The organism is Pseudaestuariivita atlantica (assembly GCF_001205715.1).
Taxonomy (GTDB): Bacteria; Pseudomonadota; Alphaproteobacteria; order Rhodobacterales; family Rhodobacteraceae; genus Pseudaestuariivita; species Pseudaestuariivita atlantica.
In genome coordinates this window covers 116,154-130,639 of the sequence record NZ_AQQZ01000004.1, presented here as the reverse complement: position 1 = coordinate 130,639, position 14,486 = coordinate 116,154, and the positions used below count along the sequence as shown (strand labels likewise).

The following is a 14,486-nucleotide window of genomic DNA, read 5'->3' as shown; positions in this document are numbered from 1 at the left end:
CTGATTGCTTTGCGGGCACGTTTGTCCAGAGTTGCGGCATGAAAGAGATCGACATCCATTCCCGCCCCGTCCTGTCCTATCGCTGGGCCGTGTTCCTGCTGGCGGCGGGCTATACCGTTTACAACATCCTCTTCAACGAGTGGACGGGGCCGGGCGGGCCGTTCCGGTACCTGACCATCTGGGCGCTGGTCCTGTCGTTCTATGCGGCAAGCCGCATGCTGGCGCGGAGCGAGAAGCGGATCGAGCGCAAGCACGAGGTCACTGCGATGGTCGCGGCGGTGCTGAACGGGATGGTGGCGCTGCTCTACTGGCGGCTGTTCCTGATCGATCCGAGCCTCGTCAATGGCGGGAACGAGATTATCTGGTGGCAGGAATACTACCTGCACGGCCTTGGACCTGCGCTGCAGATCATCGACGCGCTGTTCATCGGCCGGGTGTTCCGGCGCATCTGGCGGGCGGTGCTGCCGCTTGTCGCGGTGATCGGCGCCTATATCCTGTGGTCGGAGCTTTTCGTCCAGCGGTTCAACGACAGCCCCACCGGGTCGGTCACCAGCGGCCTGCCCTACCCGTTCATGAACAGCATGGAACTGGCCGAACGCGGCATGTTCTATGGCTCGAACATGGTGGTGGCCCTGCTGATGCTGGCGGGCTTCGCCGCGGTCGGCTGGGTGATCCGGCGGTTCCTCTAGGCCGGGTCCTTTTCGGAAATGATGCGCGCGGGGATGCCCGCGACCGTGGCACCGGCGGGCACGTCGCGGGTGACCACGGCATTTGCGCCCACGCGGGCATGGTCGCCGATCGTCAGGGGGCCGATGATCTTGGCGCCCGCGCCGATATCGACATGACCGCCCAGCGTCACCGGCCCGGCCAGCGTGACCTGGTGGAAGATCATGCAATTCGGTCCGATCCGCGATTGCGGGTGGATCACGATGCCGGTGGGATGGGTGAGGCGCAGCCCGCCCGCGATCTCGGTCGTGAGGTGGATTTCGCACTGGGTGACCGTGGACCAGACAAGGTGCGACAGCGCCCAGCGCTTGGCGGCGATCCGCCCGGTGATCCCGCCGCGCGCGCGGGCCGCCTGGTAGCGGCGGATCGCGCGCAGCAATTTCTGGCCGGGATCCCAGAAGCGCCGCACGTCCTCGCGCGACCAGTCGGGGATCGTGGCCGAAACGCCCTCTTCGTGGCCCAGATCGGCGGCAGTCCGGTGCGGGTGGGTGTCGTCGGCCATGGCGTCAGTGTCGGGATTTTGCGACCCGCTCACAATCCTGCGGATGTGCGCCTGTGCCAATGTGCGTCGGCGCTGCAACGGTCCGGGCCAAGTGCGGCGGGCCGCTTGACAGGATCGGCCCCCCTCCCGCAAACCCGGAACGCGCGACGGGGGGCCGCGCGTGACGCCATGAACGAGGATCGACACGTCGATGCCCGCCCCCGATCACCACGATTACCGGCCCGAGATCGACGGGCTGCGCGCCATCGCGGTGATGTCGGTGGTGCTGTACCATTTCGGCGTGCCGGGCCTGTCGGGCGGTTTCGTGGGCGTCGACGTCTTCTTCGTCATCTCCGGGTTCCTGATCGGTGGCCTGTTATGGGCCGAACACCGCGACACCGGCACGCTGCGCATCGGCGCCTTCTACGTCCGGCGTTTTCGCCGCCTCGCGCCCGCTTTCTTCACCATGGCGCTTGTCACGGCGGTGGTCGGGTGGTGGGTTCTGCTGCCCTTCGAATACCGCGAGTTCGGCAAGGCGCTGATCGCCTCGGCGGTCTACCTGTCGAACGTGCTGTTCTACCGCTCGGCCGGTTATTTCGACAGCGCGGCCGAGGAAAAGCCCCTGTTGCACACGTGGTCGCTGAGCGTGGAAGAGCAGTTCTATATCGTGCTGCCGCTGGCCCTTCTGATCCTCGCACGCTGGCCGCGGCTGTGCCTTGCGGTGCTGGTGGGGATCGCAACCGCGTCGCTCGCGCTGTGCATCCTCGTGACACCGGTGGATCAGCCGGCGACCTTCTATCTCTTTCCCTACCGCGCTTGGGAGCTTCTGGCGGGTGTGCTGCTGGCCATCTGGGGCCACGGGCGGGCGCAGGACTGGGACGCGCATCCCGCGCTCAGCTGGCTTGGGCTGGCGCTGGTGCTGCTGGGCATCGCGCTGATCCAGCCGGGGCCGGGATTTCCGGGTGTCGCGGCGCTGCTGCCGGTGCTGGGGACGGTCCTGCTTTTGCTGAACGGGCGCAATGACAACCCGGTGAACAGTGTGCTGTCGATGAAGGTGCCGGTGTTCATCGGGCTGATTTCCTACTCGCTCTACCTCTGGCACTGGCCGGTCGTCACGCTGGGCGGCTACTGGCTGGGCGGAGAGGCGAGCGCGCTGCAGGCCCTTGTCGGGATCAACCTGTCCTTCGGGCTTGCCATCCTGTCATGGGCCTTTGTCGAGCGCCCCGTGCGCCGGTCGCGGAAGATCACGCCGCGCAGGCTGGTGACGGGCGTCGTGGCAAGCTCGGCCACGTTGCTGGCGATCGGGGGGGTGCTGTTCGTGCGGGATGGCGTGCCGGAACGGTTCGATGCGGTGGTGGCGCGGCATATCGAGGCCTCGGGCGATTTCCTGCAGGATTTCAGCCGGTGCCGCGTCGAGCCTGACGGGCCGCTTGCGGGGATCGAGGTTTGTCCCATCGGGCCGGAAGGCGCGCCGCGCGTCCTGGTTTGGGGGGACAGCCACGCGCGGGCGTGGCATGACGGGATCGCGCTGGCGGCGTCCGAGGCGGACGTGCCGGGCATCCTGATCTGGACGGCGGGCTGCCCGCCCTTCTTCGGGACCGACAAGACCGAAAGCGCCGCGACCCCGGCGCAGGACGCGCGCTGCTTCGCGATCAACGCGCAGATCGCGGCGGCGTTGCCCGCTTTGCCCGACATGGACAAGGTTCTGCTGATCGGGCGCTGGACCTATTACGCCGAGGGCGGCGGCGTCGGGCTGGATGCGGGGAACCGGATCGCGTTGCGCGCGCAGGGTGGTGAGGCGGATCCGTTCGCGGCGGGGTTCGAGCGGACCGTTGCCACGCTCCTCGATCATTTCAACGAGGTGCTGGTGCTGCGGCAGGTGCCCGAGATCGCCGGGTACCAGTCCCGCACCGTCGCGCGGGCGCTGGTACATGGGCGGATGACGGCGGAAGAGGCCGACGCGGCGATGGCGACCTCGCGGGAGGACTTGGCGGCGCGCAATGCCGGGGCGGATGGTGCCATCAACGCATTGGCGGAGGCGGGTGCAGTCACCCTGCTCGACCCGTGGCCCGACCTGTGCGACGACGCGGGTTGCCGCGCGGCGGGGGACGGGGCCGTTTGGTTTTTCGACAACAATCACCTCACCAACACGGGTGCGCGGGAATTGCGCGGGATTCTGGCCCCGCTTTTCGCGCGGGACGGCGGATGAGCGCGGAGCTGTTCAGCCGGGACTGGGACGTCGTCGTGATCGGGACCGGCATGGGCGGCGGCACGATGGGTCGCGCGCTGGCCGAGGCCGGTTTGAAGGTCCTGTTCGTCGAGAAGGGGCCGGCAGGTCACCGGACCGAGGAGCAGGCCATCGATCCCGGTATCTTCGATCCGCAGGCGCGGCTGTTGCGCGGAGCGTGGCCAGGCCAGATGCAGGCCACCATCGACGGTCGCGCCAGCCGGTTTCACGGGCCGGTCGGGGCGGGCTTGGGCGGGTCCTCGGTCTTTTACGCGGCGACGCTGGAGCGGCCCGAGCGGCATGATCTCGATGCGTCGAACACGCGGCCCCATCCCACCGGGGGCTGGCCGGTGTCGTTCGATGCCTTCCTGCCGTGGTTCGACGCGGCGCAGCGGATGTACCACGTCGCGGGGGGCGACGATCCGCTGTCGGACATCCCCCACGCTGTCGCCGAGGCGCACCCGATGGGCGCGGGCGACGCGGCCATGGCCGACAGTTTCCGCCGGTCCGGCCTGCACCCTTATGCGCTGCATTCGGCGGTGCGGCATTTGCCGGGATGCCGCGACTGTCTTGGCCACAAATGCCCGCGCCCCTGCAAGATGGACGGACGCTCGGCCGGGGTGGAACCGGCGCTGGCAACGGGCAATGCGGCGCTTGCCACCCGAACCGAAGCGGTGCGGTTCGAAGGGCAAGAGGCCGCGATTTCCGGCCTTGTCGTGCGCCATGACGGGGCGGAACACGTGATCCGCGCGCGGCGCTACGTGCTGGCCGGGGGCGCGTTCGGCTCGCCCCGGCTACTGTTCAACTCGGCCAGCGAGGCCTGGCCCGAGGGCTGCGCCAATGGTGCGGGGCAGGTGGGGCGGCACCTGATGTTCCATCTCAACGAGATGCTGGCGATCTGGCCGCGCCGGGGAGAGGCGTTCGCGGGGCCATCGAAGGCGATCGGCCTGCGCGACCTCTACCACCGGGATGACCAGCGGTTCGGCATGGTGCAGGCCATGGGGATCGAGGCGTCCTATGGCGATATCGTGCACGTGCTGAACGGGATGTACGACCGGTCGGCGCTGGCGCGGTTCCGGCAGCTGCGGCACCTGACACGCATCCCGGCGGCGATTGCGGCGCGCGTTCTGGGGGAGGCCAAGGTGTTCGTCGGGTTGATGGAGGACCTGCCCTATGCCGACAATCGCGTCCTGCCCTCGCCCGCCGACGATCCGGATGCGCTGCGGTTTACCTACTCCCTTCGGCCCGAGCTTCTGTCGCGGCGCAGGGCGTTCCGGCGGGCGATGAAGCGGGCGTTCCGGGCGCATCGCACCCTGTTCCTGACCCGCACGCCCGAGCTGAATTTCGGGCATGGTTGCGGGACGCTGCGGTTCGGCACCGATCCCGCGACGTCCGTTCTGCGCCCGGATTGCCGCGCGCACGAGGTTGCGAACCTGTATGTTGCCGATGCGTCGTTCATGCCGACCTCGGCCGGCGTGAACCCGAGCCTGACCATCGCGGCCAACGCCCTGCGCGTGGCCGATCACCTTGCAAAGGACATGGCCCATGACCCCTGATCCCGAGCTTCTGGACGGCGTCTGCGTCGTGACCGGCGCAAGCGGCGGATTAGGCCGTGCGCTGGCCCATTCGCTGGCCGCGCGCGGCGCGACGGTCGCCTGCCTCGCCCGGCGCGAGGACGCCTTGGCCGAGACCTGCGAGGGGCGTGACGGGCTGCATCCCTTCATCTGTGACGTGGGTGATCCGGCGTCGGTCGATGAAGCCTTCGCGGCGTTGCGCGCGCTGGGCCCGGTGCGCGTGCTGGTGAACAACGCCGCTGTCTACCCGCGCCGGGACGTGCTGGACGAGACGGCGGAGAGTTTCATGCAGACCGTCTCGGTCAACCTTGGCGGGACGTTCGCGGCGAGCCGCGCGGCGCTGGATGACATGGTGGCGGAAGGGCGCGGGCGGATCCTGAACGTGGCGACCTTCGCCGACATCGCACCCATCCCGCTGAGCGCCGGGTATTCGGTGTCGAAGGGTGCTGCGCGGATCCTGACCCGTGCGATGCTGGCTGATCTGGGGGACAGGTTCCCCGACATCGTCATCGGCGACTGGCTTCCCGGCATGTTGCGGACCGGGATGGGTATCCCCGACGGCGTCGCGCCCGAAGAGGCCGCCGAATGGGGCGCGACGCTCGCGCTGTGGCACGACCGGAGCCTCAGCGGCACGACGTTCGAGATGGCGACCGAGCTGTTGCCGGGGCGTGGCCTGAAGGGGCGGGTGAAGGACCTGTTGATGATGCGCCGCCGGGCGCAACCAAGGCGGCTGGCCTGACGCTCAGGCGCGTTGGGTGACGGCGCGGGCGATATGGCCCGGCAGGATCGCGATGCAGCGCGCGTAACGCGGCACCAGCCGCGCGGGTGACGACACCATCCGCCAGACCCATTCCAGCGCCAGCCGACGCACCCATGCCGGGGCCCGCGTCTGCGTCCCCGCAAGGAAGTCGAGCCCTGCCCCGATCGACACGAAACCCACCTGCGGCGTCAGCGACCGGCCACGGGCCGCCAGCATCTCCTGCTTGGGCGCGCCAAGGGCAAGGAAGCACAGGCGCGCGCCCGATTTCGCAAGCGAGTCATAGGTCGCATCCGCCGCCGGTGACATGGGGTCAAATCCCATCGGCGGTGCGATGCGTGCGGCCACCTTCAGGCCGGGGGCAAGCGCGGTCAGCGCCTCTGCCGCGTCGGCCAGCGCCTCGTCGGTCGTGCCAAGCAGGGCCACGGGCACGCCAAGGCGCGCGGCCTGCCGGGCGAGTGGGACGACCAAATCGGCACCCGGCACCAATTCCACCGGCTGGCCCGCCATCCTCGACATCCAGACAATCGGGTTGCCATCGGCCACCACGATATCCTGAGCGTCATAAGCCGCCTGGAACGCCGGATCACTGTTCAGCTTCACGAGGTGGTCGAGGTTCAGCGTGGCCAGCGCAAACCCCTCCCCCGCCGTCAGGCGTGCCTCGACCGTCGCCATCAGCGCGGCCTTGCTGGGCGTGTTGATCGTGACGTGGCCCTGCCCGGTGGTGAACTGCAACGGTGTCGCTCCCTTGTCTGCGCGTGCCTTGCCCGATCCGGCAGACCTTTGCACGGCCCCGCGCGGGCCTTTTTATGGCAAATCTCCCCCTATCGCACGGACATGATACAGGGTTTGATGCCGCCGGTGCGAGATGCCGAAATCTCGCCACTTTTCTATGATTTTGCCAGATCGTCCCGCGCAGGCGATATTCGGGACCAAGGTGTCGAGGAATTTGGGCAGATGAGCGCGGTGTCGATCATTGGATGCGGTTTCGTGGCCGACCTCTACATGGCGTCGCTCGCGACCTTCCCGCATGTGCGCGTCGTGGGCGCGTTCGACATCGACAACGCCCGCCTGTCCGCTTTCTGCGCGCATCACGGCGTCCCGGCCTATGCCTCGCAAGACGCTTTGCTGGCCGATCTGCCCGAGGGCGGCATCGTTCTGAACCTCACCAACCCCACCGCGCATTTCGAGGTCAGCCGCGCCTGTCTTGAAGCCGGGCACCACGTCTATTCCGAAAAGCCGCTGGCCGTGGCGATGGACGAGGCGCGCGCGCTGGTCGATCTGGCCGAGGCGCGCGGGCTGACGCTTGCCTCCGCCCCCTGTTCGGTTCTGGGAGAGACTGCGCAGACGCTGGCGCACGCGGTGCGGACGGGCGTCGCGGGCACGCCGCGCCTTGTCTATGCCGAGTTGGATGACGGGTTCATCCCGCAGGCGCCCTATCGCGACTGGGTCAGCGACAGCGGCGCACCGTGGCCTGCCGAGGACGAGTTTCGAACCGGCTGCACGCTGGAACATGCGGGGTATTACCTGACATGGCTGATCGCGATGTTCGGATCGGTGGAAACGGTTGTCGCCGCCTCGGCCGCCGTGCTGCCGGGCAAGACCGATCCCGATACCGCGACGCCGGACGTGTCCATCGGCACCCTTTTCTTCGCGTCGGGCATGGTCGCACGGCTGACCTGTTCCATCGTGGCCCCCCATGACCACGGGATCGCGGTGATCGGCGACGCGGGCGTATTGCGGGTGAAGGCGGCGTGGGACAACGCAGCACCCGTGCGCTTCCATCGCCGCATGCGCATCCGCCGCCGGTTGCTGGAACATCCCCTTGGCCGCCGCATCCGCCTGCGGGGTCAGACCCATCCCAAGGTGGGGCGGTGGGGCGCGGCCTCGATGAATTTCGCGCTGGGCGTGGTCGAGATGGCAGAGGCGATCGAGGTGGGCCGTGCGCCGCGCCTGGGAGCCCGGTTCGCGCTGCATCTGAACGAGGTCACGCTGGCCCTGCAATCGGCGGGCCGCGATACCGGCGCGCAACAGATGACCACCCGCGCCCCCGACATGGAGCCGATGCCATGGGCGACGTAGGCCGCCTGCTTGTCACCGGCGCGGGGGGGTTCCTGGGCCGCGCCGTCGTGGCCGAGGCCAAGGCGCGGGGCTGGCATGTCACCGGCCACGTGCGCAGCGGGCAGGTGCCCGAGGCACAGGCGAGCCTGTCCTGCGATCTCACCGCGCCCGAGGCCAAGGCAAAGCTGATCGAGGTGCTCCCGCGCGTCGACGCGGTGATCCATTGCGCGGCCTCGCTCAGCGGCGATCCGGTGATCCAGTCCCGCGATACCGACCGGGGGACGCAGGTGCTGATGCAGGCGCTGTCGGTCGTGCCCAAGCGACTGGTGCACGTCTCCTCCATCGCGGTGATCGGGGCGACCGGCCTGTCTGATGGGTCGACGGTGACCGAGGCGACCCCGATCGAAACCCTGCCCGCCGGGCGCGACGCCTATGCGCGTGCCAAGCTGGCGCAGGAATGGCAGGTGCGGGACGCCGCGCGCGATGTCGGCCTGCCGGTCTGGATCCTGCGCCCCGGCGCGGTGTTCGGCCCCGGACGTTTGTGGAACGCGCATATCGGGCCCGCTTTTGGCGATACCGTCATACGGATGGAGCGTTGCGGCGAGGTGCCGCTGGCCTTCATCGACCACACCGCGCAGGTGCTGGTCGCGGCGGCGGGCCTTGCCCCGCCCGAACTTGTTTCCGTGGTGCATGTGCTGGACGACGACCTGCCTGACCGGGCGCGCTTCCTTGCCACGATGCGCCAGACCGGCTGGCCCAGCCGCGTGGTGCCGTTCAACTGGCGCTGGCTGCGGCCAGCGGCGGCGGTGCTGGGGCAATCCGGTTCCGCCTCCAGCCTGTTCCAGGCACCGACCTTGCGGGCGCGGTACCAGCCCTTGCGCTATTCCAACACGCGGCTGCACAAACTGCTGGGCTGGACGCCCACGCATGATTTCGACGCGGCCTTTGCCGAAAGCCTGCGGAGGGAGGGCGCATGAAGATCGCCTATCTCACCGGCGAATACCCCCGCGCCACCGACACCTTCATCCAGCGGGAGGTCGCGCAACTCCGCAAGCTGGGGTTCGAGGTGGAGACCTGCTCCATCCGCCGCACCGACGCCGCCCATCTGGTGGGGCCGGAGCAGCGGGAAGAGGCCAAGCAGACGTTCCACGTCCTGCCCGCGTTCGCGTCCTTGCGCGGGCTTGGCACATTGCTGCGCAACCTCGGGCGCGGGTCGTTCTGGGGCGCGCTGGGCCTTGCGTGGCGGACCGCGCCCAGGGGCGTGAAAGGGCGGCTTTATAACCTCATCTACCTCGCCGAGGCGGCGGTGCTGGCCGACCGGATGCAGGCGCATGGCATCACGCATCTGCATAACCACATCGCCAAGGCTTCCTGCACCGTGGCGATGCTGGCGAGCCGGATCAGCGGCATCCCCTTCAGCTTCACTCTGCACGGGCCCGACATCTTCTTTGAACCGCATCACTGGCGGCTGGATGAAAAGATCGCGCGGGCGCAGTTCGTGGCCTGCATCAGCCATTTCTGCCGCAGTCAGGCCATGGTGTTTTCCGCGCCCGAACACTGGGCGAAGCTGCATATCGTGCATTGCGGGGTCGAACCCGACCGCTATGGCGCACGCGACCGCCCATCAGGGCGGGCAAGTGTCCTGTTCGTGGGGCGGCTTGCGGGCGTGAAGGGCGTGCCGGTCCTGCTGCGCACCTGCGCGGCGCTGCGCGCTTCGGGCCTCGAATTCGATCTGACGCTGGTGGGCGACGGCCCCGAACGCGCAAGTCACGAGGCGCTGGTGAGCGAGCTGGGCCTGACCGGTGTGACCTTCGCCGGGTACCAAAGCCAGTCCCGCGTGGCCGAGTTGCTGGCGGGTGCCGACATGCTTGTCCTGCCCTCCTTCGCCGAAGGTGTCCCCGTCGTGCTGATGGAGGCGATGGCGGCGCAGGTGCCGGTCGTCACCACCCGCATCGCGGGCGTGCCGGAACTGGTCGAGGATGGCGTGTCGGGCCTTCTGGTCCCGCCCGGTGACGACGTGGCGCTGGGCGTCGCCATGTCCTCCCTTCTGGACGATGCCGACCTGCGCGCGCGGATGGGCGCGGCGGGGCGCGAGAAAGTGCTGGCCGAATTCGACATCGCGCAAGAGGCGGCATGGCTCGGCCACCTCGTCACTGCGCATCACGAAGGCCGGACGCCGGGCCTGCGACCGGGGGCAGCGTGATGCGGCTCGGGATCGTTCTCATCGGTCGGAACGAGGGCGCGCGGCTTGTGCGGTGCCTCGACAGCGTGGCGGGGCAGGCGGCGCAGGTCATCTATGTCGACAGCGGCTCGACCGACGACAGCATGGCCGCGGCAGAGGCGCGCGGCGCGCAGGTGGTGACGCTGGATACCTCGGTGCCCTTCACGGCGGCCCGTGCTCGCGCGGCTGGCTACGCGGCGCTGGACGGCGTGGACGTGGTGCAATTCGTCGACGGCGATTGCGGCGTCGACGATGGCTGGCTGGAGGCGGGCCTTGCCGCGTTGGGAGCCGATGACCGCCTTGGCATGGTCACCGGCTGGCGGAGCGAGATCCACCCCGATGCCAGCGTCTACAACGCGCTTTGCCATTACGAATGGCGCCGTCCCGCAGGCGAGATCGAAACCTGCGGCGGCGACATGATGGTCCGCGTGGCCGCCTATGAAGAGGCGGGCGGATGGCGGGCCGACGTGATCGCGGCAGAGGATGACGAGTTCTGCCAAAGGCTGCGCAAGGCGGGTTGGCGGCTGGAACGCCTGCCGGTCGAGATGACGCGCCACGACGCCGCGATGACCCGCTTCGGGCAGTGGTGGCGGCGCGCGGTCCGGTCCGGCCACGGCTTTGCCCAGGTGGGCGATATTCATCCTGAATTCTTCCGCCGCGAGCGCAAGCGCGTCTGGGTTTATGGCCTTGTCCTGCCGGTCATCGCGGTGATCGGGCTGGCGTGGTCCGGCTGGCTCGTCCTTCTGGCGCTCGCCGGTTACGCCTACAACTACGCGCGCACCTTCCAGGGGTTGCGGCGCGATCTGCCCACGCGGCAGGCGGCGCATCACGCGCTGTTCATCACCTTGTCCAAGATCCCCAACATGATCGGCATGGCCACGTATCTGCAGCGCAAGCGGCAGGGCGCGGCGATGGAGATCATCGAATACAAGTAGCAAAGGCGCGTCCCATGTCCCCCATCCGCAGCGCCGTGATCGGCGCAGGTTACATCGCCGACTGGCACGCGGGCGCGATCAGGGCGACGCCGGGCGTCGATCTTGTCGCCGTCTGTGACGCGTCGCCCGAGGCCGCACAGGGCTTTGCCGCGACCTACGGGGTGGAGGCGTTCGGGTCGGTCGAGGACATGGCGGCCAGCGGTCGGGTGGATGCCGTGCACATCACGACCCCGCCGCAGGTGCACCGCGACATCGCGGTGGAATGTCTTGAAGCCGGGCTGCACGTGCTGGTGGAAAAGCCGGTGGCCGTGTCGGCGGCAGAGACGGCGGATATCGTGGCGGCGTCAGACGCGTCGGGGAAGCTTTTCGCCGCCGGTCACAACTTCATGGGCACGCCGGGATACCGGCGGCTGAAGGCCGCGCTGGCCAGGGGGAAGATCGGGCGCGTCGCGCAGGCCGATATCCGCTGGTGTTTCCCGCTGGGCCCCCTGCGTGCCGGGCCTTACGGCATCTGGCTGATGCGCGAGCCCCGCAATCTGCTGCTGGAGCTGGGCCCGCACCTCTACGGGTTCGCCGTTGACCTGTTCGGCGAGGTCGAGGTGCTGCATCTCGACATCTCGAACCCGGTCGACATTCCCGGCGACAGCTGGCGCCCGCAGACATGGCGCATCCTTGCGCGCGCGGGCGGGGTGGATGTGACGTTAACCCTGTCGCTGGTCGAAACCTACGACGACCGCTCGCTGACCCTGACGGGATCGGGCGGCATGGCGCGGTATGATTACGCGAATGACGTCCTGACCTTTGGCCGTGAAAACGCCGCCGACCTGATCGTGAACCCCTTCCTGCGGGAAATGGGCGCGGCGTGGCAGCATCTGCGCGAAGGCGGGGTGAACGTGGTACGACAGACCGCGTCGCTCAACCGGAAATCGGCCTATGGCGTCAGCTTCCGGGGGTTGGCAGAAGAATTCTATGCCGCCATCCGCGAGGGCCGTCCCCTCGATGCGCGGTTCTCGGGCGCAACGGCTTTGTCGGTGATGACGGCGCTCGATGCGACGCTGGACCGATTGCCAGCGGAGTTGGCGACGCCTTTCGTGCCGCCCAAGGCCAGCCGAGCGCCGAAGCCTTCGGCGGTGGTGATCGGCGGCACGGGGTTCATCGGGCAGGCGCTGACGCGGGCACTGGCCGCAAGCGGGACCGATGTGCGCGTCCTCAGCCGTGGAACGCGCGGGCCCTTCGCCGACCTGCCTGACCAGGTGGAAACGGTTGCCGTCTCCCTGCGGGACGAGGCCGCGCTGACCGAGGCGATGCAAGGCACGCAGGTCGTCTACAACCTCGCCCGGTCGCTGGAACGGACGTGGGAGGCGGCGCTGGCCAATGACGTTGGCGTGTCGGACACGATCGCGCGTGCCGCGCAGGCGGCGGGGGTCGAGAGGTTCGTCTTCACCGGCACCATCGCCAGCTATGACATGTCCGACCCGGCGGTCACGATCACCGAGGATACGGGATTTGCCGAGGACATGACCGACCGCAACATGTACGCGCGGTCGAAGGCGGAATGCGAACGGCGGCTGATGCGGATGTTCGCGGCGGGTGACCTGCCGCTGACCATCGCGCGGCCCGGTATCGTGGTCGGGCGCGGTGGCCCGCTGCAACACTGGGGCATCGGGCGCTGGCATGGCGCCGGTGCGGTGCGCATCTGGGGTCACGGGCGCAACATCCTGCCCTTCGTCCTGAACGACGACGTGGCCGACGGGCTGATCCGCATGGGATCGGACGAGGCATCGCTGGGCGAGTCGTTCAACCTTGTCGGCGATCCGATGTGGACGGCGCGGGACTATTTCGACGAAATCCACCGCCAGCTGGGCGCGCGAATCACGGTCCGGCCCGGCAACCTGACGGCGCTTTTCGCGGCGGAGCGGGTGAAATACGTGCTGAAGCGGCATGCGCTGGGTCGGGCGGATGCGCTGAAGGCCAGCCGCCGCGACTGGCAAAGCCGCGCGCATTTCTCCCCCTTCGACAATGCCAAGCCCAAGAAATTGCTGGGATGGCAGCCGGTCGCGGACCGCGCGGAGTTTGCCCGTATCGCGATCAATGAGGCAAACCTGTTGGGATTTTGATCGATTGCGACCGCCAATCACCCGACATTCGGCTTAATTTCGCCCGAAATTCTGGAGTATAACATAGGCGGGCGGCGTGCAGAATCTGTGCGCCGAAGAAGGGCATACGAATGAGCGAGCGCCAGAAATTCACACGCTCCCTTCGGGGTCGCACGGCAGAGCCTTCGCCTGCCGCGCCCAAGGTGCGTCCGACGGCCCGTGCCGAGGCGCCCCAACCCACGCCCAAGCCCGAGAAATCGAAATCCCGGTCCAAGTCGAAGTCGCGGTCGAAATCCAAGTCGAAATCGAGTTCGACCAAGTCGGACTCGTCGTCGCGCCGGACCGAAACCAGACAGTCGACCACGGCCACGCCGCAATCGAGTGCCACGCCGCAGGCCCCCGCAACGCCCCGGCGTCGCGTCGTGGTCAGCGAGATCAAGTCTCCGCCGCGACCCAAGCCGGCGCAGGCGCCGGTCGTGCTGCCTGCCAATGCGCGCACCGATGTCACGCCGCCGCTGATCCTGACCCCGCAGGACGTGCCGCACCCGGCACCCGGCCCGCAGGACGAAGAGCCCGCGCTGAAACTGCCCGAGTTCAAGGACAAGGTGGCGCAGACCGACCCGCTGCCGCCGGAACCGCAGACGGTTCCGCGTGTCCGGACCGGGCAACCGGCACCGGGCGACATCTGGCACAAGCTTCCCACCATGTCGCTGTCGGCGGTGCATCTCGAACGCAACCGCATCATCTCGGCCACGCGGCGGGACCCGGCGCATACGGCGTTCGACGTGTTGCGCACGCGGCTTTTGCAGGCGCTGTCGGAAAACGGATGGACGCGGGTGGCGATCACCTCGCCCACCAAGGATTGCGGCAAGACGTTCATCGCCGCGAACCTCGCCATGAGCCTCAGCCGGCAGGAAGCCTGCCGGACGCTGCTGATGGACATGGACCTGCGCGCCCCGTCGCTGGCCAAGGTGCTGGGCGCGTCGGATCCCGGCAGCATGGGTGATTTCCTGCGCGGCCACACGCAGGCCGAGGATTATTTCGTCCGCCTTGGCGATGCCGGGCTGAGCATCGGGCGCAACATCGCGGTGGGCCTGAACGGCATCCCCGAAGGCTACGCGTCAGAGCTTCTGCAACTGCCCGAAACCGGCGCGGTGCTGAAGCGGATGCACGACACGCTGCGCCCGGACGTGGTGCTGTACGACCTGCCTCCGGCGCTGTTCCACGATGACGTGATGGCCTTCCGCCCGCATATCGACGGCGTTTTGCTGGTGATCGGTGGCGGCATCACGAAAGCGAGCGAAGTGAAGGAAGTCGAACGCCGTCTGGGTGACTCGACCCCGCTTCTGGGCGTCATCATGAACAAGGCCGAAGGGCCGACCGTTTCATCCTACAGCTACTAGGGCAG

The 14,486-nt window shown here is 68.4% G+C and carries 12 protein-coding genes; 10 read left to right on the top strand and 2 right to left on the bottom strand.

All coding sequences use genetic code 11. The annotated features are described in order from the left end of the window. The first annotated feature begins 38 nt into the window (after positions 1-38). Complete coding sequence (locus ATO11_RS10010; protein WP_050530731.1) at positions 39-689, top strand: androgen-induced gene 1 family protein; 651 nt, start codon at positions 39-41, stop codon at positions 687-689. Here ATO11_RS10010 and ATO11_RS10005 read toward each other — a convergent pair. Next, positions 686-1,228 (bottom strand): serine O-acetyltransferase, encoded by a 543-nt coding sequence (locus ATO11_RS10005; RefSeq protein ID WP_050530730.1) that lies wholly within the window; start codon positions 1,226-1,228, stop codon positions 686-688. The genes ATO11_RS10010 and ATO11_RS10005 overlap by 4 nt on opposite strands. Before the next feature lie 190 nt (positions 1,229-1,418). On the opposite strand from ATO11_RS10005, the gene ATO11_RS10000 reads away from it, so the two are divergent. The 3 genes from ATO11_RS10000 to ATO11_RS09990 are packed head-to-tail and all read left to right on the top strand — an operon-like array spanning position 1,419 to position 5,747. After that, positions 1,419-3,416, top strand: a complete 1,998-nt coding sequence (locus ATO11_RS10000; RefSeq protein ID WP_050530729.1) for an acyltransferase family protein — start codon at positions 1,419-1,421, stop codon at positions 3,414-3,416. Continuing rightward, a complete protein-coding gene (locus tag ATO11_RS09995) occupies positions 3,413-4,990 on the top strand; it encodes a GMC oxidoreductase (protein WP_050530728.1) in 1,578 nt (525 codons plus the stop codon). The genes ATO11_RS10000 and ATO11_RS09995 overlap by 4 nt, the downstream gene beginning before the upstream one ends. After that, positions 4,980-5,747: an SDR family oxidoreductase gene (locus tag ATO11_RS09990; RefSeq protein WP_050530727.1), complete on the top strand. Its 768-nt coding sequence runs from the start codon at positions 4,980-4,982 to the stop codon at positions 5,745-5,747. The genes ATO11_RS09995 and ATO11_RS09990 overlap by 11 nt, the downstream gene beginning before the upstream one ends. Positions 5,748-5,750: 3 nt before the next feature. On the opposite strand, the gene ATO11_RS09985 is transcribed toward ATO11_RS09990, so the two are convergent. Further along, positions 5,751-6,500, bottom strand: a complete 750-nt coding sequence (locus ATO11_RS09985; RefSeq protein WP_050530726.1) for a WecB/TagA/CpsF family glycosyltransferase — start codon at positions 6,498-6,500, stop codon at positions 5,751-5,753. A 222-nt stretch (positions 6,501-6,722) separates the two neighbouring features. Here ATO11_RS09985 and ATO11_RS09980 point away from each other — a divergent pair, with 222 nt between their 5' ends. The 6 genes from ATO11_RS09980 to ATO11_RS22380 all read left to right on the top strand — a co-directional run bounded on the left by ATO11_RS09980 (position 6,723) and on the right by ATO11_RS22380 (position 14,481). Then, positions 6,723-7,847 carry a Gfo/Idh/MocA family protein gene (locus ATO11_RS09980; RefSeq protein ID WP_050531092.1) on the top strand — a complete coding sequence of 375 codons (1,125 nt, stop codon included), beginning with the start codon at positions 6,723-6,725 and terminating at the stop codon, positions 7,845-7,847. Then, positions 7,835-8,803, top strand: a complete 969-nt coding sequence (locus ATO11_RS09975; protein ID WP_050530725.1) for an NAD-dependent epimerase/dehydratase family protein — start codon at positions 7,835-7,837, stop codon at positions 8,801-8,803. Before ATO11_RS09980 ends, ATO11_RS09975 begins: the two co-directional genes overlap by 13 nt. Next, the gene (locus ATO11_RS09970; RefSeq protein ID WP_050530724.1) at positions 8,800-10,029 is read left to right on the top strand and encodes a glycosyltransferase; all 1,230 of its coding nucleotides are present in this window, start codon (positions 8,800-8,802) and stop codon (positions 10,027-10,029) included. The genes ATO11_RS09975 and ATO11_RS09970 overlap by 4 nt, the downstream gene beginning before the upstream one ends. Beyond that, positions 10,029-10,982, top strand: coding sequence for a glycosyltransferase family 2 protein (locus ATO11_RS09965; protein WP_050530723.1), 954 nt, complete (start codon positions 10,029-10,031; stop codon positions 10,980-10,982). Before ATO11_RS09970 ends, ATO11_RS09965 begins: the two co-directional genes overlap by 1 nt. Positions 10,983-10,996: 14 nt before the next feature. Beyond that, positions 10,997-13,099: a Gfo/Idh/MocA family oxidoreductase gene (locus ATO11_RS09960; protein WP_050530722.1), complete on the top strand. Its 2,103-nt coding sequence runs from the start codon at positions 10,997-10,999 to the stop codon at positions 13,097-13,099. Positions 13,100-13,209: 110 nt separating this feature from the next. After that, positions 13,210-14,481 (top strand): CpsD/CapB family tyrosine-protein kinase, encoded by a 1,272-nt coding sequence (locus ATO11_RS22380; RefSeq protein ID WP_242601398.1) that lies wholly within the window; start codon positions 13,210-13,212, stop codon positions 14,479-14,481. Positions 14,482-14,486 lie beyond the last annotated feature (5 nt).